25 protein-coding genes are annotated in these 22,044 nt (G+C 62.7%); 11 read left to right on the forward strand and 14 right to left on the reverse strand.

Annotated elements, in window-relative coordinates; genetic code table 11:
* Positions 1 to 30: 30 nt before the first annotated feature.
* Positions 31 to 345 carry a hypothetical protein gene (locus tag ACO08C_RS10655; protein ID WP_421785529.1) on the forward strand — a complete coding sequence of 105 codons (315 nt, stop codon included), beginning with the start codon at positions 31 to 33 and terminating at the stop codon, positions 343 to 345.
* Here the strand turns inward: ACO08C_RS10655 and ACO08C_RS10660 are convergent.
* Positions 342 to 1,445 carry a DNA recombination protein RmuC gene (locus tag ACO08C_RS10660; protein WP_421785530.1) on the reverse strand — a complete coding sequence of 368 codons (1,104 nt, stop codon included), beginning with the start codon at positions 1,443 to 1,445 and terminating at the stop codon, positions 342 to 344. The two genes, ACO08C_RS10655 and ACO08C_RS10660, sit on opposite strands and share 4 nt — an antisense overlap.
* 105 nt (positions 1,446 to 1,550) lie before the next feature.
* On the opposite strand from ACO08C_RS10660, the gene def reads away from it, so the two are divergent.
* The 5 genes from def to truA all read left to right on the forward strand — a co-directional run bounded on the left by def (position 1,551) and on the right by truA (position 5,033).
* Positions 1,551 to 2,075: a peptide deformylase gene (gene def, locus ACO08C_RS10665; RefSeq protein WP_421785531.1), complete on the forward strand. Its 525-nt coding sequence runs from the start codon at positions 1,551 to 1,553 to the stop codon at positions 2,073 to 2,075.
* Entirely contained in the window at positions 2,072 to 2,602 is a 531-nt protein-coding gene (locus ACO08C_RS10670; RefSeq protein ID WP_421785532.1) for a GNAT family N-acetyltransferase, read from the forward strand. Before def ends, ACO08C_RS10670 begins: the two co-directional genes overlap by 4 nt.
* Positions 2,603 to 2,742: 140 nt before the next feature.
* On the forward strand, positions 2,743 to 3,309 hold the full coding sequence (locus ACO08C_RS10675) for a hypothetical protein (RefSeq protein WP_421785533.1): 567 nt from the start codon (positions 2,743 to 2,745) through the stop codon (positions 3,307 to 3,309).
* Positions 3,310 to 3,357: 48 nt separating this feature from the next.
* Positions 3,358 to 4,290: a methionyl-tRNA formyltransferase gene (gene fmt / locus ACO08C_RS10680; RefSeq protein WP_421785534.1), complete on the forward strand. Its 933-nt coding sequence runs from the start codon at positions 3,358 to 3,360 to the stop codon at positions 4,288 to 4,290.
* Positions 4,290 to 5,033 carry a tRNA pseudouridine(38-40) synthase TruA gene (truA, locus tag ACO08C_RS10685; protein ID WP_421785535.1) on the forward strand — a complete coding sequence of 248 codons (744 nt, stop codon included), beginning with the start codon at positions 4,290 to 4,292 and terminating at the stop codon, positions 5,031 to 5,033. Before fmt ends, truA begins: the two co-directional genes overlap by 1 nt.
* On the opposite strand, the gene ACO08C_RS10690 is transcribed toward truA, so the two are convergent.
* From ACO08C_RS10690 to rpmH, 12 genes are all read right to left on the reverse strand, one after another.
* Positions 5,030 to 5,602, reverse strand: coding sequence for a hypothetical protein (locus ACO08C_RS10690; protein WP_421785536.1), 573 nt, complete (start codon positions 5,600 to 5,602; stop codon positions 5,030 to 5,032). The genes truA and ACO08C_RS10690 overlap by 4 nt on opposite strands.
* Positions 5,599 to 6,747 carry a succinyl-diaminopimelate desuccinylase gene (gene dapE / locus ACO08C_RS10695; RefSeq protein ID WP_421785537.1) on the reverse strand — a complete coding sequence of 383 codons (1,149 nt, stop codon included), beginning with the start codon at positions 6,745 to 6,747 and terminating at the stop codon, positions 5,599 to 5,601. Before dapE ends, ACO08C_RS10690 begins: the two co-directional genes overlap by 4 nt.
* Before the next feature lie 44 nt (positions 6,748 to 6,791).
* Entirely contained in the window at positions 6,792 to 7,013 is a 222-nt protein-coding gene (locus ACO08C_RS10700; RefSeq protein ID WP_421785538.1) for a hypothetical protein, read from the reverse strand.
* 1 nt (position 7,014) lies between these two features.
* Complete coding sequence (locus tag ACO08C_RS10705) at positions 7,015 to 7,608, reverse strand: hypothetical protein (RefSeq protein ID WP_421785539.1); 594 nt, start codon at positions 7,606 to 7,608, stop codon at positions 7,015 to 7,017.
* A complete protein-coding gene (locus tag ACO08C_RS10710; protein WP_421785540.1) occupies positions 7,598 to 7,903 on the reverse strand; it encodes an autorepressor SdpR family transcription factor in 306 nt (101 codons plus the stop codon). Before ACO08C_RS10710 ends, ACO08C_RS10705 begins: the two co-directional genes overlap by 11 nt.
* Before the next feature lie 71 nt (positions 7,904 to 7,974).
* Complete coding sequence (dapD, locus tag ACO08C_RS10715) at positions 7,975 to 8,802, reverse strand: 2,3,4,5-tetrahydropyridine-2,6-dicarboxylate N-succinyltransferase (protein WP_421785541.1); 828 nt, start codon at positions 8,800 to 8,802, stop codon at positions 7,975 to 7,977.
* Positions 8,799 to 9,494, reverse strand: a complete 696-nt coding sequence (locus ACO08C_RS10720) for a pyrimidine 5'-nucleotidase (protein ID WP_421785542.1) — start codon at positions 9,492 to 9,494, stop codon at positions 8,799 to 8,801. Before ACO08C_RS10720 ends, dapD begins: the two co-directional genes overlap by 4 nt.
* Positions 9,491 to 10,501 carry a DUF1036 domain-containing protein gene (locus ACO08C_RS10725; protein ID WP_421785543.1) on the reverse strand — a complete coding sequence of 337 codons (1,011 nt, stop codon included), beginning with the start codon at positions 10,499 to 10,501 and terminating at the stop codon, positions 9,491 to 9,493. The genes ACO08C_RS10720 and ACO08C_RS10725 overlap by 4 nt, the downstream gene beginning before the upstream one ends.
* A 9-nt stretch (positions 10,502 to 10,510) precedes the next feature.
* Complete coding sequence (gene yihA, locus ACO08C_RS10730; protein ID WP_421785544.1) at positions 10,511 to 11,149, reverse strand: ribosome biogenesis GTP-binding protein YihA/YsxC; 639 nt, start codon at positions 11,147 to 11,149, stop codon at positions 10,511 to 10,513.
* 5 nt (positions 11,150 to 11,154) lie between these two features.
* Entirely contained in the window at positions 11,155 to 12,918 is a 1,764-nt protein-coding gene (gene yidC, locus ACO08C_RS10735) for a membrane protein insertase YidC (protein WP_421785545.1), read from the reverse strand.
* A gap of 21 nt (positions 12,919 to 12,939) precedes the next feature.
* Entirely contained in the window at positions 12,940 to 13,290 is a 351-nt protein-coding gene (rnpA, locus tag ACO08C_RS10740; RefSeq protein ID WP_421785546.1) for a ribonuclease P protein component, read from the reverse strand.
* Between the two features lie 26 nt (positions 13,291 to 13,316).
* Positions 13,317 to 13,451: a 50S ribosomal protein L34 gene (rpmH, locus tag ACO08C_RS10745; RefSeq protein WP_236955547.1), complete on the reverse strand. Its 135-nt coding sequence runs from the start codon at positions 13,449 to 13,451 to the stop codon at positions 13,317 to 13,319.
* Between the two features lie 130 nt (positions 13,452 to 13,581).
* Here rpmH and ACO08C_RS10750 point away from each other — a divergent pair, with 130 nt between their 5' ends.
* The gene (locus ACO08C_RS10750) at positions 13,582 to 15,036 is read left to right on the forward strand and encodes a sensor histidine kinase (protein ID WP_421785547.1); all 1,455 of its coding nucleotides are present in this window, start codon (positions 13,582 to 13,584) and stop codon (positions 15,034 to 15,036) included.
* On the opposite strand, the gene ggt is transcribed toward ACO08C_RS10750, so the two are convergent.
* Positions 15,014 to 16,708, reverse strand: coding sequence for a gamma-glutamyltransferase (ggt, locus tag ACO08C_RS10755; RefSeq protein WP_421785548.1), 1,695 nt, complete (start codon positions 16,706 to 16,708; stop codon positions 15,014 to 15,016). The genes ACO08C_RS10750 and ggt overlap by 23 nt on opposite strands.
* Positions 16,709 to 16,773: 65 nt before the next feature.
* Between ggt and ACO08C_RS10760 the strand changes: the two genes are divergently transcribed.
* From ACO08C_RS10760 to ACO08C_RS10775, 4 genes are all read left to right on the forward strand, one after another.
* Positions 16,774 to 17,763 (forward strand): P1 family peptidase, encoded by a 990-nt coding sequence (locus tag ACO08C_RS10760; protein WP_421785549.1) that lies wholly within the window; start codon positions 16,774 to 16,776, stop codon positions 17,761 to 17,763.
* 109 nt (positions 17,764 to 17,872) lie between these two features.
* Complete coding sequence (locus ACO08C_RS10765; RefSeq protein WP_421785550.1) at positions 17,873 to 18,715, forward strand: sulfotransferase; 843 nt, start codon at positions 17,873 to 17,875, stop codon at positions 18,713 to 18,715.
* 4 nt (positions 18,716 to 18,719) lie between these two features.
* Positions 18,720 to 20,147, forward strand: coding sequence for a sulfotransferase family protein (locus ACO08C_RS10770; RefSeq protein WP_421785551.1), 1,428 nt, complete (start codon positions 18,720 to 18,722; stop codon positions 20,145 to 20,147).
* 12 nt (positions 20,148 to 20,159) lie between these two features.
* Complete coding sequence (locus ACO08C_RS10775; RefSeq protein ID WP_421785552.1) at positions 20,160 to 21,983, forward strand: ABC transporter ATP-binding protein; 1,824 nt, start codon at positions 20,160 to 20,162, stop codon at positions 21,981 to 21,983.
* Positions 21,984 to 22,044: the final 61 nt, after the last annotated feature.

The following is a 22,044-nucleotide window of genomic DNA, read 5'->3' on the forward strand; positions in this document are numbered from 1 at the left end:
TCGCTACCCAGCAGGATGGCAGAAAACCGTATGCATCGCGTTTACGCTTATGTCTGGGAATATCGTGTCGATCCCGCCTGGCGCGACCGATTTGCCGCCGCTTATGGCCCGGACGGTGTGTGGGCCGATTTCTTCGGCCGGTCCGAAGGATATTTGCGGACCGAACTTCACTGCGATGCCAGCGATCCCGACCGGTTTTTGACGATTGATTATTTCAAGGATCCATCCTGGCGGGCCGATTTGGTGGCCGCGCATGCGGAGGCATTCGATCGCATTGACCAGGAATGGGAACAAGCCACCCTGTCGGAAACCAAGATCGGTGAATTCTGGGTGGAACAGCGCTAGCTGGACGGCAGAGCTTTGGCCGGCTGGTCGTCATCGAGGTCGACTTCAGCAATCTTCTCGCCTTTCGAGATGATTTTCCCGGTGGAGGTCCGGATCTGGTCGACATCGCGTACGGCCATGTCGAAATGGCGCTGCAGCTTCTCGACCCGGTCGTCGAGCCGGCGAACATCCTCCACCATCTTGCCGACTTCCGCCTGGATAAGGTGAGCCTGCTTGTGCATTTCCGCATCGCGGAGAACCGCCCGGACGGTGTTCAGGATCGCCATCAGCGTTGTGGGCGAGACCACCAGCACTTTGCGCGCCCGCCCGTGATCCACCAGATCGGGGAAGTCAGCGTGTATGGTCGCGTAAACGGCTTCGGAGGGCACGAACATCAACGCGGTGTCCGCTGTTTCGCCTGGAATCAGGTATTTCTCACCGATCGCATCGAGATGTTTCTTGACATCGACGGCAAAGGCGCGCGCCGCTGTCAGTTTCGCAGCATCGTCGCCGGCATTGACCAGATGGCGGTAAGCTTCCAGCGGGAATTTGGCATCCACGGCAATAGGGCCCGGCGGTTGCGGCAGCAAGACGAGCGCATCCGGCCGTTTGCCGGTCGAAAGCGTCGACTGGAAGCTGTAGGCGGATGGCGGCAGCAGGCTCTCGATGACGTCCTTTAACTGGACCTCCCCGAACGCGCCGCGTGCCTGCTTGTTGGACAGGATTTGCTTGAGGCCGGTCACTTCTCCGGACAATTCAGAGATGTTCTTCTGCGCCGCATCGATTAGGGCCAGACGCTCATTCAGGGTCTGGAGCGACTGCGCCGTGCGTTGGGTCTGTTCACCGAGTGAATCGCCGACCCGCTTGGTCACGGCATCAAGCCGCTCATTGACGGTTTTTTGGAGTTCGGCGCGGCCCGATTGCTGATCGCTGGCGATCTGCGCCAATCGGCCCTGCAGCTCTGCATTGGCGCGGGCGAGGCCGGCGATCGCGCTGGTGACGGAAGCATCCGGCCGGGCGCGCCGGAACAGCAGCGCCGCGAGACCGGCGCCGGCGAGGACTGCGAGCCCGAAAAGACCTGCCAGGATCGGCCACGATCCGCTATCGATAATGTCTGGCAAGATGACCTCCGCAAACGAGTTGCCGAGTATCGCTGATTCGGTTGAACTTGCCGCGCCGCCAATCCATCCCTTGAACCGCGCGCCCGGCTCGCATACCTATGCCGCATGGCTGTTCGCGAGATTCTCACCGTTCCCAACCCGATCCTGAAACAGGTGTCGGAGCCCGTCGAAACCGTCGACGAGGAACTCCGCACGCTGATGGATGACATGCTGGATTCCATGTATGCGGCCGACGGCATCGGTCTCGCTGCGATCCAGGTCGGCGTGCCCAAGCGGGTGATCGTCATGGATCTCGATTGGGGCAAGGGCGAGCGAAATCCGCGCTATTTCGTCAATCCCGTCCTGTCCGAACCATCCGACAATCTCGTGCCGTATGAAGAAGGCTGCCTGTCGGTGCCGTCCTATTTCGACGAGGTTGAGCGCGCCGATCGCATCCAGGTCGATTATATCGACTATCACGGCAAGCCGCAGCGCGAGATCGCCGAGGGCATGTACGCGGTCTGCATCCAGCACGAAATGGATCATCTGGAAGGCGTTTTGTTCATCGATCATCTCTCCCGCCTGAAACGCCAGCGCGCGGTCCAGAAGGTGAAGAAGCTCGTCAAACAGCGCGAGCAAGACGCGGCGTGAACCTGCGGCCGGCGCAGGCGGACGATGTCGCCACGCTCGCGGCCTGGGACGAGAAACCTCATGTGAAATGGTGTACCGGACACGATCCGGATCAACCGCTCCCGCCCGAGGCGCAGGAGGGCTGGGCCACCGAAATTGCGCGAAACGTTGACTGGCAGGAGATCTTGATCGGCGAAGCGGAGGGGCGCCCGATCGGTGTCGTGCAAATCATCGATCCGGCGCGCGAGGAAAGCCATTACTGGGGCAAGTGCGCGCCCAACCAGCGGGCGATCGATATCTGGATCGGGGAAGAGACGAACATCGGGCGAGGGTATGGCACGCAGATGATGCGGGCGGCGATTGCCCGCTGTTTCGCCGATCCGTCGGTGACCAACATTCTGATCGACCCGCTGATGATCAATGTGAGGGCGATCCGCTTTTATCGCCGGCTCGGTTTCGCCGATGTCGGCGAGCGCTGGTTCGACGAGGATCATTGCCTGGTGATGGAGTTGAGGCGGGAAGATTGGACACCCGCACAGGTGAATTGACGGCCAGCCGTGATCTGCCACTGTCCCAAGCGAGTCTAGCGTAGATATCGCCGACAACGATGCAGCTAATGGCTGTATCACTGTGTTAGCACAATGAGGGGATAATGATCGAGCAATCCGGGAAGAATTGGCCACGAGGAATGGCAGTCGTGTTTCTTGTTGCCGGGATAACGGGATGTACTGCGGAGGACCCGACCACGGACACGACCACCCTGTTCGACTCCCTGCAAGCGTATTGCGGTCAGGCCTTTGAGGGCCGCGTCACGAGCGAGGATCCCCGCGATGCGGACTGGGCGTCGCAGACCCTGGTCATGCATGTCCGCGAGTGTTCAGACGATGAGATCCGCATTCCGCTGCATGTCGGCGAAGACCGTTCGCGGACCTGGGTTCTGAGCCGCACTGGCGATGGCTTCCGGCTGAAGCACGATCATCGTCACGAAGACGGGTCGGCAGACGTGCTGACGCAATATGGCGGCGATAGCTCCACCGTGACGGCGACGCGGATCGAGTTTCCAGCCGACGCATTTAGCCGCGAGCTGTTTGTTCGCGAGGGCATTGAAGCCTCGGCGCAAAATGTCTGGCTGATGCAGATCGATGGCGACACCTTCACCTACGGGCTCGACCGGCCGGACCGGACCTTCCGGGCCGAGTTTGACCTGTCTGAACCGGTGACGCCGCCTCCGCCACCGTGGGGCTTTGAGGACTGACCGCCGCGAAGGCTTGATCTTTGCCGCGCGATCGGCAGAAACGCCGGCATGAGTTTGCGCCTCGCCTTCATGGGAACGCCCGATTTTGCGGCCGCCTCGCTTGCCGAGATTGCGGCGGCCGGCCATGAGATCGTACGTGTGTACACGCAGCCGCCACGGCGGCGTGGGCGCGGCAAGGAAGAACGCAAGACGCCGGTACACCAGCTTGCCGAGACGCTGGGACTGAACGTCGCGACGCCGGAAAGTTTTCGCGATCCTGATGTGCTGGCAGACTTCGCCGCGCTGGAGCTCGATCTCGCGGCTGTCGTCGCCTACGGACAGATTTTGCCGCAGGAAGCGCTCGATGCGCCCCGTCTGGGCTGTCTCAACCTGCATGCATCATTGTTGCCGCGCTGGCGCGGGGCGGCGCCGATCCAGCGGGCGATCATGGCAGGCGACGAGAAAACCGGCGTGCAGATCATGCAGATGGAGGCGGGGCTCGATACAGGGCCGATCCTCTTGTCCGAGACGGTCCGGATTTTCCCTTTCGATACAGCCGGCAGCCTGCACGACCGACTGATGGCGACCGGCGCGCAGATGTGGCCGCGGGCGCTGGCGGCACTGGAACGCGGTTCGCTGGAAGCCGTCGCGCAGGACGAAGCGGGGGCGACCTACGCGAAGAAGATCAGCAATGGCGAAGCGCGCATCGACTGGTCGAAGCCGGCCAATGTCGTGGCCAACCAGATTCGCGGATTGTCGCCGTTTCCCGGCGCGTGGTTCGAGATGCCATCGGGCAAGGGCGCGATCCGTACAAAAGTGCACCTCGCCAAGCCGGAGGACGGTGAGGGCGAGCCCGGCACCGTGCTCGATGATGCATTGTTGATCGCGTGCGGAACGGACGCCGTTCGTTTGACGCGGTTACAGCGCGAGGGGCGCGCCGCGATGGATGCCAAGGAATTCCTGCGCGGTAACACGCTGTCCCCAGGCACGGTGCTGGACTGATGCCGCGCTACAAGCTGACGCTGGAATATGACGGATCGGCCTTCATGGGCTGGCAGTGGCAGGACCATGGACCGAGCATACAGGGCAGCCTGGAACGCGCCGCCGGACAGTTGAACGGCGCGCCGGTCGAGGTGATCGGCGCAGGCCGGACCGACAGCGGCGTGCATGCGCTGGGACAGGTCGCGCACGTCGATCTCGGCAAGAATTTGCGCACCGACACGGTTCGCGACGCGATCAACCAGCATCTGAAACCGGATCTGATTGCCGTTCTCGCCTGCGAGCGCGTGGACGAGGATTTTCACGCCCGGTTTTCAGCGACGAAGCGCCATTACATCTATCGGATTATCGACCGGCGGCCACCCTTGACGCTGGACAAGGGCAAGGTCTGGCGGGTGTCGGTGAAGCTTGACGTGGACGCCATGCATGCGGCCGCGCAGCGCCTTCTCGGAAAACACGACTTCTCGACGTTTCGCGATGCGCAATGCCAGGCCGACACGCCGGTGAAGACGCTGGATACGATCGCGGTGCGCCGCGTGGCCGACGAGGTGGAGCTGACCTGTTCGGCGCTCTCTTTCCTGCACCGGCAAGTGCGGTCGATCACCGGTTCGCTGGTCGAGATCGGCCGTGGCAAGTGGACGGAGACCGACCTGGTCCAGGCGCTCAAGGCGCGTGACCGCGCGCGCTGCGGCCCGGTGGCACCGGCCGACGGGCTCTATCTCGAACGGGTCGAGTATCTCGCCTAGCGGATCAGCTGGATCAGCATGAAGTCGGTGAAGACCGGTATCAGGCCCAGCGCGATGCCGCGGCCGGCCGGCAAGCCGAGTGCGACCACCGCGATGCGGGCATGCAGGAAGAAGCGGAACAGCAAATAGACGAAGGTGTAGATGAACGCTGTTGTCGACGCATTCGCCAATCCTGACAGGTAGAAAACGAAAACCAGCCCCTGAACCGCGAACAGGAACAGCACCGCCCAATTGTGCAGAACAAGCCAATGGACATAGCGGTGTTTGACGCCGGCCAGCCGCACAAGCGCCACTGCGAGAATTGGAAAGACCAGCCAGATGCGGACCATGTCAGCAATAAAGTCACCCGGCGTGTAGGTGATGGACGCATCCGGCGCGAGTTCGGCCGACAATCGCATCGCACCCTGCAGGGTGAACCAGAAAATCGGCAGGGTCAGGAGGGCGGCGGTAAAGCTGCGCACGAGACCTGACGCTGAGAGATTGAGCGTGGCCTGCCAGTCCTCGCGGAAGGCGATGGCGCGAGTCACGGCGATCACGCCGCCCCAGGCTTCGGCGATCAGCCGGATCATGTGCCGATCCCGAAATAGGCGAGGATCAGACCGACATAGATCCGCGTCAGCGTTTCGATATCGGCCGTCGAGACGCGTTCATCGACCTGATGCATGGTGGCGCCAACGAGCCCGAACTCGGCGACTTGCGCATAATCCTTGATGAAACGGGCATCAGATGTGCCGCCGGTTGTGTTGAGCGCCGGCGTCATACCGGTTTCGGCGGTCACGGCAGATTTGAGAGCTTCGGTGAAATGATCGGGTGTCGAGAGGAAGGCTTCGCCGGTCACCGTCAGATCAAGCTCGATCCGGCCATGAAAACCGACACTTAGCGCCTTGGCTTCGTCTTCGATCCAGCGCTTGAGATCGTCGCCCTTGTGGGCTGTGTTGAAGCGGATGTTGAACTTTGCCCGTGCTTCCGCGGGGATCACATTGTGTGGTGCGTTGCCGACATCGACGGACGTCACTTCCAGATTGCTCGGCTGGAAGTGCGGCACGCCGTCATCGAGCTTCCGTTCCAGAAGCTCGGACAGTAACGCCATCAGCTTGGGAATCGGGTTTTCGGCGCGCTCGGGATAAGCCACATGGCCTTGCCGTCCAATGACGCGGATGACGCCATTCAGACTGCCGCGGCGGCCCACCTTGATGGTTTCGCCCATGCGATGCGGATTGGTCGGCTCGCCGACCAGGACATGGTCAAAGCGCTCGCCTTCGCTGTGCAGCGCCTCCATCAGCTTCTTCGTGCCGTTGACCGCCGGGCCTTCCTCGTCACCGGTGATGAGAAAGACGATGGAGCCGGGAATGGCTTGTTCCGCCTGCACGCGCTCGACCGCGGCCACCATGGCGGCCAGGGCGCCTTTCATGTCCGAGGCGCCGCGACCCCAAAGAACGCCCTCTTCGATCCGCGCCTCGAAAGGGCCTTTGGTCCAGGCCGTATCGTCGCCAGGCGGTACGACGTCGACATGGCCGGCAAAGCCCAGCACGGGACTGTCAGTACCGAGCCGGGCGTAGAGATTATCGACTTCTTCAAACGGATAGCGCCGGACGGTAAAGCCCAGCCGTTCGAGCGCGGCCTGTAATACGTCCATGACGCCGGCATCGGCCGGTGTGACCGATGGCGCCTTGATCAAGGCCTGGGCGAGGGGCAGGGGGTCAGCGAAAGCCATGCGGCAGAGGTAGCTCCCGCATGCCGCTCTGCCAAGCGCTAGTGTTATTCCGGGCTGACGTCGGTGTCGGGCTTCTGTGCCCGGCGTACGAACCCGCCAAACCATGTGGCGACGACGAGTCCGTTGGCGACGGCATAACCGACCACTAGCCATGTCACGGCGTCATCGCCCCAGCGCGCATCGACCAGAAAAGCGATGCAGACAAAGAAGACCGCCAGCAATAGCTGGAAGATGGCGAAACGAATGCCGTGGGCTGGAGTGGTCATGTCAGTCCTCCCGGAAATCGGCGGCCCGCGAAGTGCCCGCGTGTAGCCACATCCATGCGGCCAACGCCGTGCCGAAAGCGACAAGCCCTGCAAAAGATGATCCGACCTTGGCCACCTCCAGCGGTGCGAATAACCAGATGGCGGCGAAGACAATGCCGGCCATCATCAGAACCAGGCCCACAAACCGTTCAGCGCGGACCGCCCGCGCCGGATGGCAGCGACGCGCGCTGACCGGGATGACGGCTTTTGGCAGGAAATTCCCGGTCGCGGCGAGCACCAGGCCGATCAACACGCCGGCTGTGCGCTTGGAGGCGGCCTCCGGTATCCAGTTGAACGTCTCACCGAGGCTGAACGCCAGGGCGATGCCGATTGAAAACCCTGCCGCGAACAGGCTGCGATAAAGATTTCGGCGGGTTGCCGGTTCCAGGTTGCGGCAGGCCACCATGGCCATCACCGCCGCCAATGCGAGGAACGCGACCCCGGTCCAGGCCAGCCACTTGTCCGGCGTTGCCCATCCATTGAGCGCAGACAGCATGATCACAAGGAGCGCCATCGAGATGACGCTGCCTTGGCTGGCAAACAGGCTAGCGGGCATGGGGTTCTCCCTCGGTCTCTGCCGCACCGGGGGCGAGTTCCCAGCCGAATGCCTGGGCAAACCCCAAGAGTGCATCCTCCAGCACGGACATTTTCAGTTGATAGATGACGGACTTGCCGTGTTTCTCCGACGCGACGAGATCGGCTTCGCGAAGCACGGCGAAATGCGCGGACATGGTTGGCTTGGAGACGTCGAATGCTGCGGCCAGCTCGCCCGCAGTCTTCGGACCGGAACGCAACATCTGCAACACCTGGCGGCGCGTCGGATCTGAAAGGGCTTTAAACACCGTCGACATGTTTCTACAATTAGCTAATTGTCGAATTGATGTCAATAACAGTTTGATGAATGTCTAAATGATGGGTCTGGCTAGTCCCGCAGCAATTCGTTGATGCCGGTCTTGGCACGGGTGCGCTCGTCGACTGTCTTGACGATGACGGCGCAAGCTAGCGACGGGCCGCCCTTCGGATCCGGCAAAGTGCCCGGTGCGACCACGGCATAAGCCGGGACTTCACCATAGGTGATCTTGCCGGTGGTGCGGTCGACGATTTTGGTCGAGCCGGAAATGAAAACACCCATGGCCAGTACCGCGCCCTCGCGGACGATGACGCCCTCCACGACTTCCGAGCGGGCGCCGATGAAAGCGCCGTCCTCGATGATCGTCGGATTGGCCTGAAGCGGCTCCAGCACGCCGCCGATACCGGCGCCGGCCGAAACGTGGACATTCTTTCCGATCTGGGCGCAGGATCCGATGCTTGCCCAGGTATCGACCATGGCCCCTTCGCCGACATGAGCGCCGATATTCACGTAAGACGGCATCAGCACGGCGCCCTTGGCGATAAAGGCGCCGCGACGCACGGCGCAAGGCGGCACGGCGCGGAAGCCTGCGGCCCTGAATTCCTCTTCCCCCCAGCCTTCGAATTTGGACGGGACCTTGTCCCACCATTTCGCACCGCCAATGCCGCCCGAAATCGGTGTCATGGGATTAAGGCGAAACGACAGCAGTACGGCTTTCTTAAGCCATTGATTGACGACCCAGCCTGCGCCGGACTTTTCGGCCACCCGCGCCTTGCCACTGTCGAGCAGACCGATCGCCTGGGCGACAGCGTCGGCAACGTCCCGGTTCAGGGCGTCCTTGTCGTCGCGTCGGTCCCATGCGGTATCGATGACGGCTTCGAGATGCGAGAGATCGGTCATGCGGCGCGGTCTTTCGTCTGGGCGGTGGACAGGAAGGTCTTGAGGCAATCGGCCGCGTAGTGCACGTGGGCTGGATGCTCGTCCGGGCCGGCGCTTTCTTCATCGCGCGGTCCCGGCCGGGCGCGCACCAAAATGGTCGTCCATCCCAAATCGTAAGCGGTTTTCAGATTGCGGATCGAATCCTCGAAGAAGGCGCTTTCTGGTGCTTCGATACCGAAACGGCGCGAGAAACGGTCGAACCCGGCCAGGTGCGGCTTCGGCTGGAAGCCTGCCGCTTCGACATCGAACATGTCGTCGAAACAATCGGACAGGCCGAGCCGGGTGCAGACATTCTCGGCGTGTTTCATCGAACCGTTGGTGTAGACGAGCCGGCGGCCGGGCAGCTCCTTGATGTGTTGTGCCAGCGCGGGATCCGGCGTCACAACGCTAAGATCGACATCATGCACGAAATCCAGAAAGTCCCGCCCATCCGGGATCTGATGATTGGCCATCAGCCCATTCAGCGTGGTCCCGTATTCGCGCCAATAGTCCTTCTGGACCTTGCGTGCCTGGTCGCGATCGAGATCCAGCAGCCGGGCCACATAGTCGGTCATCTTGGCATCAACCTGCGCCATTACGGCCGCATCCGACGGGTAAAGCGTATTGTCTAGATCGAAGACCCAGGTCGCCACGTGAGACAGGTCGGCCGTCATTCCTCGATCTCCGCCGATGCCGTGGTTTCAATGGTTCGGAAATCGCTCAATGTCAGCGAAACGCGGCTTGTGCCCTCCACCGGATCCGGGATCTGGCGGAACCGGGCGGCGGCGTAGCCACGCCCGGCACATTCGGTCCGGCCCTCCGCAACGAAGCGGGAGGGGGCGTAACAGAAGGTTTCATCGCCATTCTGTAACCGGCCAACCGTTTCGCCGGTGCGTTCGGCGTAAAACCAGGCGTCAGGAATATCGAGATGCTCGGCGATGACGCGTGCGCAACCACCCGCGTCCAGCCGCCACCATCCGCGGGATTCCCAGATGTCGTTGCGCTGCCGGCCGAGCGCCACCGCGATCCGGCCTTCGGTTTCATTGCAGACGACCAGCCCGGCTTCGGCATTACGGCGGATCGCTGCGGCTTCCAGCGCATCGATCAATTCAGGCCGCGGCGGGGTGCGCGGCAGGCCCTGGCCCTGAACAAAGGCCGAAATCGCGCGGAAGGTCCGCCGGCCTTCAACACCGTCGATAAAGCGGATGTCATAACCCGCATCCCGCAAGAGCCGTTGAATGCCGGCCTCCTGGGCGTCATCGCCAAAATCCAGAGGCTCGACGAGCACGGTGCGCAGACGATGTTCGCCGCGCAAAACATCGAATCCGCGGCGGTCGAGACCGAGCGATTCGCAGTCGGTGACGCCTTCCACGGCGAAATCCGCGGCGCCGACGCAAAGGTCCAGCTGCCCGCCCCACTCACGGACGCCGCCAAGATAGGCGGCCGTCGAGCGGGCATAGAAGAGCAGGGGATCGTCGCTGTCCGGATCCAGTGTCGGACCAGCTTCAACACATTCGCCCGGCCGGATGCGGGTCCACCCCTCGACCGCGATCTCGCGCCGATCGGTAATCCAGCCGAGAGCGGCCTCGATGACGAAGCTGGTCTCATTGCAAATATCCGCGGCGCGCGCGGGCGCTGCCGGAAGGACGAGAAGAACCAGGACAATCAGACGCGAAAACATTCCAGCAATCTAACCCGAAAACTCCGCCGTAAATGCGGCAATCGCATTGCGCAACTCGTCCAGCCCAGTTTTCTTCGACGCGGACGTGGCAATGATCTCTGGGAATGCCGCCGGCCGCTTGGCGAGTTTCTGAAGCGTTTCCGACTTGACCGCTTCGAGCTGTCCCGGTTTCAGCTTGTCCGCCTTGGTCAGGACAATCTGATAGCTGACGGCGGCTTCATCGAGCCCGTCCATCATCAGCGTGTCGATTTGCTTGAGCCCATGACGGGCATCGACCAGCTGATAAACGCGCTTGAGGTTGGGCCGGCCCTTGAGGAAGGCCTCGGTAAGGCGGGTCCAGACCTGGGCGGTTTTCTTCGGCGCCTTGGCGAAGCCATAACCGGGCAGATCGACCAGCCGGATCTGGCCGGCGAGATTGAAAAAGTTGAGTTCCCGGGTGCGGCCCGGCTCACCGGACGCCCGCGCCAGCTGCTTTTGGTTGGTCAGCGCATTGATAAGGCTGGACTTGCCGACATTCGAGCGGCCCCAGAAGGCGACTTCCGGCAGATCGGCCGGCGGCAAGCCGGCCAGATCGACCGCGCCCTTCAGGAACTCGCAAGGGCGGGCGAAAAGAGCGTTGCCGCGGCCGGTATCGGTCGTGCCGGACATGGCCGCTAGCCGGTCTCTCCGCCGCGATTGCGCCAATTCTTGATCATCGTGTCGAGGCGGGTCTCGACGCCCTGGCGGCGCATGATGATGTATTGCTGCAGAACCGACAGGAAGTTGTTCCACGCCCAGTAGATCACGAGGCCGACCGCGAACGGCGCCAGGATGATCGTGAAGACGAATGGCAGGAAGGCAAAGATGCGCTGTTGCATCTTGTCCGGCGGTGGCGGGTTCAGCGATTGCTGCGCCCACATGGTGATCCCCATGAGTACTGGCCAGGCGCCGATGGCGAGCACGCCGCCGAGGATCGGCCAACCCGACGGGTCATAGGGCAACAGGCCGAACAGGTTCCACATCGTGGTGGGATCCGGTGCGGACAGATCTTCCACCCAGCCCGGGAAAGGCTGATGGCGCATTTCGAGCGTCACAAAGAGCGTCTTGTAGAGCGCGTAGAAGACCGGGATCTGGAACAATATGGGCAAACAGCCGGCGAGCGGATTCACCTTCTCGCGCTGGTAAAGCGCAATGATTTCCTGCTGCTGCTTCTGTTTGTCTTCGGCATATTTGTCGCGAATTTCCTGCATTTTCGGCTGCAAATTCTTCATTTTCGCCATCGAGACATAGGCGCGGTTGGCGAGCGGGAAGAAGATAAGCTTGACCAGGACGGTCACTGCGAGAATAGCGAAACCGATCCCGCCGAGGAAGCCGGACAGGGTGTGCAGCAGCCAGAAATAAGGGCGGGTGAGGAACCAGAACATGCCCCAGTCGACGGCCATGTCGAAGCGCGAAATGCCGAGGTCTTCCTCATAGGTCTGCAGCAGGTCGACGCGCTTGGCGCCGGCGAAAATGCGGGCCGAGGTTTCCAGTGTCGCGCCGGGTGCCAGTTCGAGCGGCTGGGTGACATAGCCGGACTGGTAGGTGTCGGGGCCCTGCCGGCCGATCAGGCTGTATTCGCCGGTGATCTCCATCGACTGGTCGGGAATGACGGCAGCCATCCAGTATTTGTCGGTGATACCCATCCAGCCGCCGGTGCCGCTCTCGGAGGTTTCATCGCCGGGGTCCATGGAGCGGTATTTGTCGTCGATCAGCGTGGTGCCGACGACGCCGATCGGGCCTTCATGGAGAATGAAGAATGGCGCCCAGGGCGCCGGCGGTTCGCCATCGCGGCGCACGCGCGCGTAACGCGACAGGCTGGCGGTCTGGCCGGACGTGTTCTCGATCACGTCGGCATAGGTGAACATGTAGTCGTTATCGAGCGAGATCGTGCGGCGGAAAACCAGGCCGTCTGCCCCGCGATACTCCAGCACAATCGGTGTTTCAGGCGTCAGCCGGTTGCCTTCGACGAGGGTCCAGCTGGTATTGAAGCCGGGCGCATCGGACGGGCCTTCGCCCAGCGCCTGCCAGCCATCCTGGGCGTAAAAGGCGTGTTCGCCATCGCGGCGGCGCAGAAACTCGACCGGCGAGGGATCGTCGACTTCGGTGTCGTACCGGTTGAGCCGCAGCTCGTCGATGCGGGTGCCGGTCAGGGAGAGCGACCCGTTGACCGCCTCGCTGACGATCTCGATCCGCTGGTCAATCACCGCCGGCTCGGTCGCGGCTTCGGCGGATTCTGCCGCGGCTTCGGCGAGCTCGGTCTGGACAGCGGCGGATTGCTGCGCGACCTGTTCGGCGCGCTGGCGTTCCTGCATCGGGCTGATCACGAAGATCTGGTAGGGGATGAGGATGGCCGCGGAAATGAGAATGGCCAGGAGAATGTTGCGATTTTCGCCCATGATGGGGTGTTCCGATCGGCTCTAATCTGTCATTTCGCCCGAAGCCGGGCGGGCGAGGGTTTGCAGTGCCAGCGTCACATCGTCAAGCAGGGCCGGCCAGTCACGTCGGGCCGTGTTGGCCCGCGCGACGAAGACATAGTCATTCCCGGCTTGTCCGTGGAGGGGCAATAGCAGCCTGGCGGCCTCTTTCAGGCGGCGTTTGGCCCGATTGCGCGTGACCGCGCCCCCGATCTTGCGGGTGGCGGTAAAGCCGACGCGGATCTCGCCGGGCGGGCAGCGACCTTCGCGCGCCTGGATCACCACGCCGGGGCGAACCGCCTTTCGGCCTTGGGCCACATACAGAAAGTCCCGCCTGACGCGCAGGCGGGACATCTTGATTCCGTTATCGTCTTTAGCGATCAGGCTGACAGCCGCTTGCGGCCTTTGGCGCGACGGCGGGCCAGAACCTGACGGCCGGCTTTGGTTGCCATGCGCGCGCGGAAGCCGTGCCGACGCTTGCGGACCAGCTTGGACGGTTGAAAAGTACGTTTCACTTCACGCGCTCCATTGAATGGGCAAATCTCAAGAGGCGGGGTCCTTACGCCAGTGATTACGGGGCGTCAAGGGCATAAGCCTTGCTTGTTCAGCCGCGCGGGGTGGGCTATCGGCTGTGTCACGAGGGATATGACAGATACGCCGCCTTCCCCCCGAACGACGCAGCGTTTTCGTCAGGCTGTGGTCGATGTTTGCCGGGCTGTTTTCGAGAGCCTGCCCGGACGGCTGTTGCTGTTCACCCTGGTCTTCGTGATGCTTGCCCAATTGCTGATTTTCCTGCCATTGGCCGCGCAATTCCGCACCAATTGGCTGTCCGACCAGGCGGAAACCGCTTTCATTGCCGCACTGGCAGCCGATGTCGCACGGGGCGGCACGCTCGGCGACATGGAGGTGAGCGAGCTATTGGAAGCCTCCGACGCGGTTGCCGTTGCGCGCGTGACCGAGGGGCGCAACGAACTCGTGCTTTATGGCGGGCCCATCGATGCCCCGCTGATCGAAGCGGATTTGCGTAATGAGGCCTGGCTGGCGCGGATTACAGCCGCAGCGCGGACTTTTGCGGTGAGCGAAGAGCGCTATCTGCGCATTATCGCGAACCCGCAGGCGCGGCCCGATGACATTATTGACGTCATCGTGCCGGAACCGGCACTCCGCGAAGACCTGATTGCCTACTCTGCCGGACTGTTCCAGCTCTCCTTCTTTATAGCGGTGGTGACCGGGGCCTTGCTCTACATCACTTTGCTCTATGCCTTTGTGCGGCCGATGCGTCAGCTGGCAGCCGCCATGGAGCGCTTCCAGCGCGATCCGCTTGATCCGCGGCGCGGGATTGTGCCGGAAAAGCGGCGCGACGAGATCGGTCAGGCACAACGCGCGCTCGCTGCTATGCAGGACGACGTTCGCTCGGCTTTAAAACAGCGCGAGCGTCTGGCGGCGCTGGGGGTCGCGGTGTCGAAAATCAATCACGATTTGCGCAATGTGCTGGCCTCTGCACAGCTTGTCTCCGACCGGCTTGTATCGTTTGAGGACGAGCGGGTGCGCAAAATGGGCGCCCGCATGGTGCGTGCCGTCGGGCGCGGAATCCGGCTCACCGAGGCGACGCTGCAATATGGCAAGGCGGAGGAAAGCCCGCCGCAGACCATGCGGCTCAATCTGCGTGTCGCGCTCGACGAAGCTGCCGCCGATGCCATGGCGACCGAGAGCGGCGGAGAAGGCGATTGGACGAATGAGATCGGCGACGGTCTCGCGATCGAAGCCGATCCCGATCATGTGCACCGCATTTTCCTGAACCTGTTCCGGAATGCGCTACAGGCCATGACGGCATCGGCCTGCGACATCCGGATGGCGGTGCGCAGCGAAACCATGGACGGGTTCGTGACCATAGAGGTGGAGGACGGCGGGCCGGGCCTGCCCCCGCGGGCTCAAGAGCACCTGTTTCAGCCTTTCACCTCTTCGACGCGGCGTGAGGGTACGGGGCTGGGCTTGTCGACGGCGCGCGAGCTGGCGCGCGCCCATGGCGGCGACATTGTGCTGGTCCGGACGGGGCCGGGCGGGACGGTGTTCGCGGTTACTCTTCCGCTGGCCGACTAAGCAATCCGACCGTGCCTTCACGCCGCGGATCTGCGCCGCCGGCCAGCGTGCCATCTTCTAGCTGGCGGATAATATGGATGCCGGAATTTTCCGAGCGATTGGCATCCAGCGTGAAGCCGAGCGCTTCCAGTTCAGCGGCGATCTCCGCCGGGAAGGTGTCTTCGAGGCGCACCACATTGCCGCGCCCGACGACGTTGGGCAGCTCGATGGCGTCCTGCGGCGACAGGTTCCAGTCGAGCATGCCGACCAGTGTCTTGGCTGTATATGCGATGATTGACGCGCCGCCCGGCGATCCGGTTGTCAGCACGAAATCGCCCCGCTCATCGAAGACGATTGTGGGCGACAGCGAGGACCGCGGCCGCTTGCCGCCCGCGGGCGCATTGGCCGTCAAATAACCCTCCGTGTCGCGCGGCCGGAAATTGAAATCGGTCAGCTGGTTATTGAGAAAGAATCCGCCGGCCATCCGGTTCGAGCCAAACAGGAATTCGACCGTGGTGGTCATCGACACGATGTTTCCGTCAAAATCGATCACCGTGAAATGGCTGGTTCCCGGCATGTCGGCGTTGCCCGAGGAGACATCGGGTAATGCCGTCTCGCGGTCGATCAGCGCGGCGCGGGCACCGATATACTCATCCGACAAGAGCGCTTCGACCGGAATGCCGGTGAAGGCGGGATCGCCGATATAGGCGTCCCGGTCGGCATAGGCGAGGCGGCTGGCCTCGATGAAGCGGCGCCAGCCTTCGACCGTCGCCGGTCCGGTCGCGGCCATGTCGAAAGGCTCGAGCATGCCCAGGATCTGATTGACGATGATGCCGCCGGAGGCCGGCGGCGGCGCAGAACATATTTCATAGATCCGGTAGGTACGGCAGAGTGGCTCGCGCTCAACGACCTGATAATTCGCCAGATCGTCCAGTGTCATGTTTCCGGGAACATCGCCGGTATTGACGGCCGCCACGATTTCTCCGGCCAGCGGGCCCTCATAGAAATTCCTCCAGTCATCGGCAATCAGCCGGAGACTCTCGGCGTAGTCCGGATTGCGCAGGACGTGACCCACCGGCCAGGGATTGCCGTCGGCATCATAGAAATAGGCTTGCATGTCGGGCGTCGCCGAGACATCGCGCATGGCATTGACCCGGACCATGAAACCCTGCAGGCGCGGGCTGATGGCGAAGCCGTTCTCCGCCAGATTGGCCGCGAAGTCGAAATTGCCGGACCAATCTGCCGCGCCGTGATCGGCATGCGCCCGGGCCAGCAGGGCGATAACGCCAGGCACCCCGACCGCGCGGCCCGACGTCCAAGCGGTAAGGAAGGGGAGAGGCTCGCCTGCGGTATCAAGCCAATGATCTTCGGTCACCACCGCCGGTGCTGCCTCGCGTCCGTCATATACCGTCGTTTCGCCGGTGGTGGCGTTGTAATAGAGCATGAAGGCGCCGCCGCCGATGCCGCTGGATTGCGGCTCGACCAGCGACAGGGTTGTCTGGATGGCAATGGCCGCGTCGATCGCATTGCCGCCATTGCGCAGGGCTTCCAGCCCGGCCTCGGTCGCATGCGGATTAGCCGCCGCTACCATGGCTGTGGGTGGCGCCGCCGGCCGTACTGCGACATCGCCTTGGGGCGGACTCGAACAGGCCGCTGCCAGCACAAACAGCGAAAGCGACAGGAATCGGATCAACGCACTTGCTCCCGGTGGTGTGGGTGGCACCATAGCGCGGTCGGACAGCAGCGGAAGACCTGAACATGGCAAAGCCCGGAGCCAGGAATGCGATCACCGATGTGCCGGGGCTGAAGGTCGGTCAGGCACATGATGACAAGGCCAAAACGGGCGTCACGGTGATCCTGCCCGACGAACGGGCGGTTTGCGGTGTCGATGTGCGCGGCGGTGGGCCGGGAACGCGAGAAACAGATGCCCTTCAGCCGCATACGCTGGTGGATGCCGTCGACGCCGTGGTGCTGTCGGGTGGTTCATCCTACGGGTTGGCAGCCGCGGACGGCGTTGCCGGTCTATTAGGCGCGCAGCGGCGCGGCTTCGAGTTGTTTCCCCATCCGGAAATCCCGGTATCGCCGGTCGTGCCAGCGGCGATCCTTTATGACCTCGCGAATGGCGGCGACAAGACCTGGAACGAGGTGCCGCCCTATGCTGCGCTGGGGCGCCAGGCGTTGGCGGCCGCCGGAGCGGAAGTTGTCGAAGGCCGCGCCGGTGCGGGCTTCGGCGCAAGTGCCGCAAGCCTGCCCGGCGGAATCGGCACGGCGAGCATCGTCACCGATGACGGATACACGGTCGGCGCCATCGTTGCGGTGAACTGTTTCGGATCTGTCCGCGTACCCGGCAGCGACGCTTACTGGGCAGCACCTTATGAAATCGGCGGCGAGTTCGGCGGTCAGCGCGTGCCCGACACTTTGGCGTTCGATCCGGAAGATTGGGGGGCCGCGAAGTTCAACCCGGCTCCGGGGACCAACACAACCATTGCCGCCGTGGCGACCGATGCGGTGCTCTCGTCCGCCGATTGCAAACGTCTGGCGCAGATGGCCTCGGCAGGTTTCGCCCGGGCGATCCGGCCCGTATTCACACCCTTGGACGGCGATACCGTGTTTGCGCTGTCGACCTCGTCGCGGCCGCTGGCGGATCCCGCCGCTTTCACCCTCGCGCGTCTCGGCTCGCTGGCTGCAGATTGCTTGGCGCGTGCTGTCGCGAAGGGTGTGCATGCCGCCCGCCACCCCACCGCCTAGAATCGGTTCGCACTTGCACAATGCGATGAAATATCGCCTTATCCGGGTCTGCGAGGGGAGTTTCCTGCGACCGGCCTGACCGGCCGCGGGAAAAGGCAGGCTTGGACTTATGATCGGTGATCAGCGCCTGACAGGCGTGATGATTTGCGGGGCGGGACATTCCGGATCGACGCTGCTGGGCCTTATTCTCGGCCGGGCAAAAGGCGCTTTCTACATGGGAGAGGGTGCCAAGGTCCGCTATCTCGGAGATCCCAACAAACCCTTGCGCAAGCGGGCGTGCAAGGTGTGCGGCGAGACCTGCCCGGTCTGGTCGGTCTTCAATTGGGACCCGGACCAACCGCTCTACCGGCAGGTGGCCGGGCATGTCGATGCCCACATTATTGTCGATTCAACCAAAAATCCGGCCTGGATTCGCAAACGGAGCCGTGAGCTTGAACAGGCTGGAGACCGGCCGGCGCTGATCTTCTTGCAGCGAGATGGGCGCGCTGTGCTCAATTCGCGTTTCCGCAAATACCCGGAGCGCGACGCCGCCGAACAGATTGAAGCGTGGAAGGCGCAAATTTCGGCGAGCCGGGCGGTGTTTGACGCTTTCGGCGGCCGCAAGATCGCGGTCCGCTATGAGGAATTGGCGACATCACCGGAGACGGTGGTCCGGTCGATCTGCGAGCGCTTCGGCTTGCCCCATTCGCAGAACATGCTGGCCTTCGCCGATGGCGAATCGCATCCGCTCGGCGGCAATACCGGCACGCAGTTCGTGGCGGCGCGGGACCGGGTGGATGGCGATCCCGACGCGATTCTGCAGCTTACGCCGAGAACCAAGAGCTATTACGCCAATCATTCTGGCGCCATCCGGCTGGACCTGCGCTGGAAAACAGAAATGTCGGCACCGAATCTGTCCCTGTTCAACCGGCTGGCCGGGGATTTCAATGCCGCCATGGCCTGGGGGGAATAGGCACATGACCAAGATCGACCTTGTCTTCCGGCAGATTGATGAGCGTACGCGTGATGTGGCGTTGGAACTCGCCAAGCGATACATCCGGCCGGACAAGGTTCACATCATCGATGATGTGCGCCCGTTTACCGAATGCGTGAATCGGATGCTGCGCATCGATCATGATTGCGACTATGTCGTCTATCTTGATGCCGACTGTCTCATCCTCGAGGATATGAGAGAGTTCATCGAGCAGACGGATTCGGCCTATGTCGATTCCTATGTTTCTGACCGGTTCCGCGGCCGGCTGCATTGCGGCGTCCATATCACGCGGATCGACCTGGTCCACGCGATGGCGGCGATCAAGCCTCCGCTTGATGACATGAAATACGTGCTGAGGCCGGAATCGCGGTTGCGGAATTTGGCCATGAAGCCATTGCGGATGAGCAAGCAATTCCGCAATTTCGATATCCTGCACGATTATTTCCAGTACTATCGCCATGTGTTCATGAAGTACGCCCTGCGCGAATTGCGCAGCCGAACCAAGGTGCAGCTGAAGCGGTTATCCTCGGCCATGAAGCACTGGCCGGACACAACCGAGGGCGCGGATGATTTCGTGATTGCCAATCACGCGGTCCAGTTTGCGCGCCAAAATGTTCCGAAGTCGGCCTCGGCTGCGGAAACTCATGCATTCATCGAGGCCTTGCCGCAATTCGCGCAACAGGAACTCGACCGCATGGGGGTTGCCGAGAAGGGGCCGTTCACCATGGCCGATCTCGATGATTGGCTGGATAAGAATGACGAGCGCCATGTTTACGGAGCGGCCAAGGACAAGCCGATGGTGTTTGGCCTGGGCCTGTCACGAACCGGCACACGGTCGCTGACGGCAGGCTTGCAGATGCTCGGTTGGGATACCTCGCATTATCCCATCGACGAGGACACCTATACCGAGCTGGCTTACGGCCAGTACGATCTTACCCTGCTTAAATATCATGACGGGCTGACCGACATCACGACGGTTCCCTACTATCAGCAACTCGACAAGCAGTATCCGGGATCGAGATTCGTCCTGACGGTCCGCGAGGAGGCGGGCTGGCTGCGGTCCTGCCAGAACCATTGGTTCAACCGGCCGGCCTTCAAGCATACCGACGATCCGGACGAGGAAACGCATCTTCTCATGCGGCAATTGCTGCGGGCGGCGGTCTACGGTTGCTACAATTATCAGCCGGAACGATTCAAATGGGTCTATGAACGCCATGTCCGCGAGGTGCAGGACTATTTCAAGGAGCGGCCGGACGATCTCTTGATCCTCAATATCTGCAATGGCGACGGCTTCGAGAAGCTGGCGCCCTTCATGGGCGTGCCGGTGCCGGCGGAACCCTTCCCGCACAAGGGCAATATCATGTCGCAGCGGGTCGAAGCCGCGCGCGTAGCGGCCCGCGTGGCGGAGTAGCCGGCAAGCAGTATGGCCGAGACCGATACGCCTTTTCCCGACGTGGAAGCCCCCGGCTTTCGCGCGGCCATTGGCTATGCCGGCCGGACGCTGGGCCTGGTCTGGAAATCCGCCCCCCGCCTAACCGTGCTGATTGCGGCGCTGACGGTTGGCGTCGCTCTTGTGCCGGCGTTGGCCGCCTATGTCGCCAAGCTGATTGTCGACACGGTTTTGCTGGCCATCGACACGCAATCGCCGGCTGACCGACAGCAAGCGCTGGTCTGGGTGGCGGCTGAGGCCGCTATTCTCGGCAGCGGTATGGCGGCGCGCCGTCTGCTCGTGTTTTTCAAGCGGATCCTGCATGCCGGACTGGGCTTCGCCGTCAGCAATTTGATCTTTGACAAGGCAAGCGGTTTCGATCTGGAAACCCTTGAACGCGCCGACGTCCAGCAACAGATCCTGCTGGCGCGCCAGCATGCGAGCGCGCGGCCTTATAATCTCGCCAACCGCCTGATCGAGGCGGGGCAACATGCGATCACGCTATTATCTCTGGCGGCGGTTCTGTGGACGTTTTCGCCCTATGCGGTGCTGATCATCCTCGCCGGCGGGCTGCCGCTCTTCCTGGCCGAGTTGAGGTTTTCCGGCACCGCCTTCCGGTTCTATACCGGCCGCACACCTGAGATGCGCCAGCGCAACTATCTGGAAACGCTGATGACGGCCGAGAAGCCGGCGATGGAGCAGATGCATTCCGGGGCCACGCCCGAAGTGCGCGCCAGGCACGGGGCGCTTTTCCGATGGCTGTTTGGCGAAGACCGGCGCCTGCAAGCTTCGAGGACAAGTGTCGGCGTGGTTTTGCTACTGGTAAGCTCGGCCTTTTTCCTGGGCGGCAAGGCCTGGGTTGTCTGGGCGACCGTCCTCGGCACGCTGACGCTGGGCCAGATGACCATGTATGCTGCGGTTCTGAAACAGGGTCAGAACACCGTCACCACCCTGCTGGCGACGTTAAGCGGCGGGTATGAAGACCTTCTCTACATCTCCAATCTCTATGCGCTGCTCGGGCGGGACAATGGCGGCGCGCGCGGCGGCGCTTCTGCCGGTCCGGCGCCCGGCACGGGATACAGGCTTCGCGACGCCGGATACCGTTATCCGGGGTCGGCGCGCGCGGCCGTCTCCGGGCTGACCTTCGACATCCCGGCAGGCCAGAAGTTGGGGATTGTCGGCGCCAACGGGTCGGGCAAGTCGACGCTCGTGAAACTCCTGACGGGGCTCTATCTGCCGCAAACAGGCGATATTTCGCTGGACGGCTTGCCGTTGCGCGACTGGGATCCGCAAGCCCTGTTCGCCCGCACGGCCGCGGTTTTCCAGCCGTCACAGCGCTACAGCCTCACGGCCGGGGAAAACATCGCCATGGGCGAGGGGTTGCGGAACACCGATCGTGACGCCTGGAGGCGTGCCGCCCACGACGGCCTCGCCGAGCCGGTTCTTGAGGATCTGCCCGACGGGCTCGATACCAAGCTCTCGAAACAGTTTGTCGATGGCCGCGAGCTGTCGGGCGGGCAATGGCAGCGCCTGGCGCTCGCCCGCGCCATGCTGCGGACCGGTGCGGATATCCTGATTCTGGATGAACCGACGGCCGCCCTGGACCCTGCCGCCGAAGCGGAATTCGTGAACGCGCTGGCGGCAAAGGATGCGACTCTCATCGTCATCAGTCACCGCTTGTCGACGCTTCGCCTGTGCGACCGCATCCTCGTGCTCGACAAGGGACGGGTTGTTCAGGACGGTGCGCCGGCCCGGCTGGCCGCCGACGAAGGCTTCTACCGCGACCTGTTCAAGGAACAATCGGATTTCTACGCCTGACCCGTTTTTCCTCGCCATGGGGCTAGGCAGCGTCTAGCGTCCGGTGGGGATTTCAGGGGGG

The organism is Hyphobacterium sp. (genome assembly GCF_965229905.1).
Taxonomy (GTDB): Bacteria; Pseudomonadota; Alphaproteobacteria; order Caulobacterales; family Maricaulaceae; genus Hyphobacterium.

Coding starts and splice junctions, on each gene's coding strand:
- ACO08C_RS10655 (WP_421785529.1), top strand. CDS start 31: ATGCATCGCGTTTACGCTTATGTCTGGGAATATCGTGTCGATCCCGCC.
- def (WP_421785531.1), top strand. CDS start 1,551: ATGGCTGTTCGCGAGATTCTCACCGTTCCCAACCCGATCCTGAAACAG.
- ACO08C_RS10675 (WP_421785533.1), top strand. CDS start 2,743: ATGGCAGTCGTGTTTCTTGTTGCCGGGATAACGGGATGTACTGCGGAG.
- fmt (WP_421785534.1), top strand. CDS start 3,358: ATGAGTTTGCGCCTCGCCTTCATGGGAACGCCCGATTTTGCGGCCGCC.
- truA (WP_421785535.1), top strand. CDS start 4,290: ATGCCGCGCTACAAGCTGACGCTGGAATATGACGGATCGGCCTTCATG.
- ACO08C_RS10690 (WP_421785536.1), bottom strand. CDS start 5,602: ATGATCCGGCTGATCGCCGAAGCCTGGGGCGGCGTGATCGCCGTGACT.
- dapE (WP_421785537.1), bottom strand. CDS start 6,747: ATGGCTTTCGCTGACCCCCTGCCCCTCGCCCAGGCCTTGATCAAGGCG.
- ACO08C_RS10700 (WP_421785538.1), bottom strand. CDS start 7,013: ATGACCACTCCAGCCCACGGCATTCGTTTCGCCATCTTCCAGCTATTG.
- ACO08C_RS10705 (WP_421785539.1), bottom strand. CDS start 7,608: ATGCCCGCTAGCCTGTTTGCCAGCCAAGGCAGCGTCATCTCGATGGCG.
- ACO08C_RS10710 (WP_421785540.1), bottom strand. CDS start 7,903: ATGTCGACGGTGTTTAAAGCCCTTTCAGATCCGACGCGCCGCCAGGTG.
- dapD (WP_421785541.1), bottom strand. CDS start 8,802: ATGACCGATCTCTCGCATCTCGAAGCCGTCATCGATACCGCATGGGAC.
- ACO08C_RS10720 (WP_421785542.1), bottom strand. CDS start 9,494: ATGACGGCCGACCTGTCTCACGTGGCGACCTGGGTCTTCGATCTAGAC.
- ACO08C_RS10725 (WP_421785543.1), bottom strand. CDS start 10,501: ATGTTTTCGCGTCTGATTGTCCTGGTTCTTCTCGTCCTTCCGGCAGCG.
- yihA (WP_421785544.1), bottom strand. CDS start 11,149: ATGTCCGGCACGACCGATACCGGCCGCGGCAACGCTCTTTTCGCCCGC.
- yidC (WP_421785545.1), bottom strand. CDS start 12,918: ATGGGCGAAAATCGCAACATTCTCCTGGCCATTCTCATTTCCGCGGCC.
- rnpA (WP_421785546.1), bottom strand. CDS start 13,290: ATGTCCCGCCTGCGCGTCAGGCGGGACTTTCTGTATGTGGCCCAAGGC.
- ACO08C_RS10750 (WP_421785547.1), top strand. CDS start 13,582: ATGACAGATACGCCGCCTTCCCCCCGAACGACGCAGCGTTTTCGTCAG.
- ACO08C_RS10760 (WP_421785549.1), top strand. CDS start 16,774: ATGGCAAAGCCCGGAGCCAGGAATGCGATCACCGATGTGCCGGGGCTG.
- ACO08C_RS10765 (WP_421785550.1), top strand. CDS start 17,873: ATGATCGGTGATCAGCGCCTGACAGGCGTGATGATTTGCGGGGCGGGA.
- ACO08C_RS10770 (WP_421785551.1), top strand. CDS start 18,720: ATGACCAAGATCGACCTTGTCTTCCGGCAGATTGATGAGCGTACGCGT.
- ACO08C_RS10775 (WP_421785552.1), top strand. CDS start 20,160: ATGGCCGAGACCGATACGCCTTTTCCCGACGTGGAAGCCCCCGGCTTT.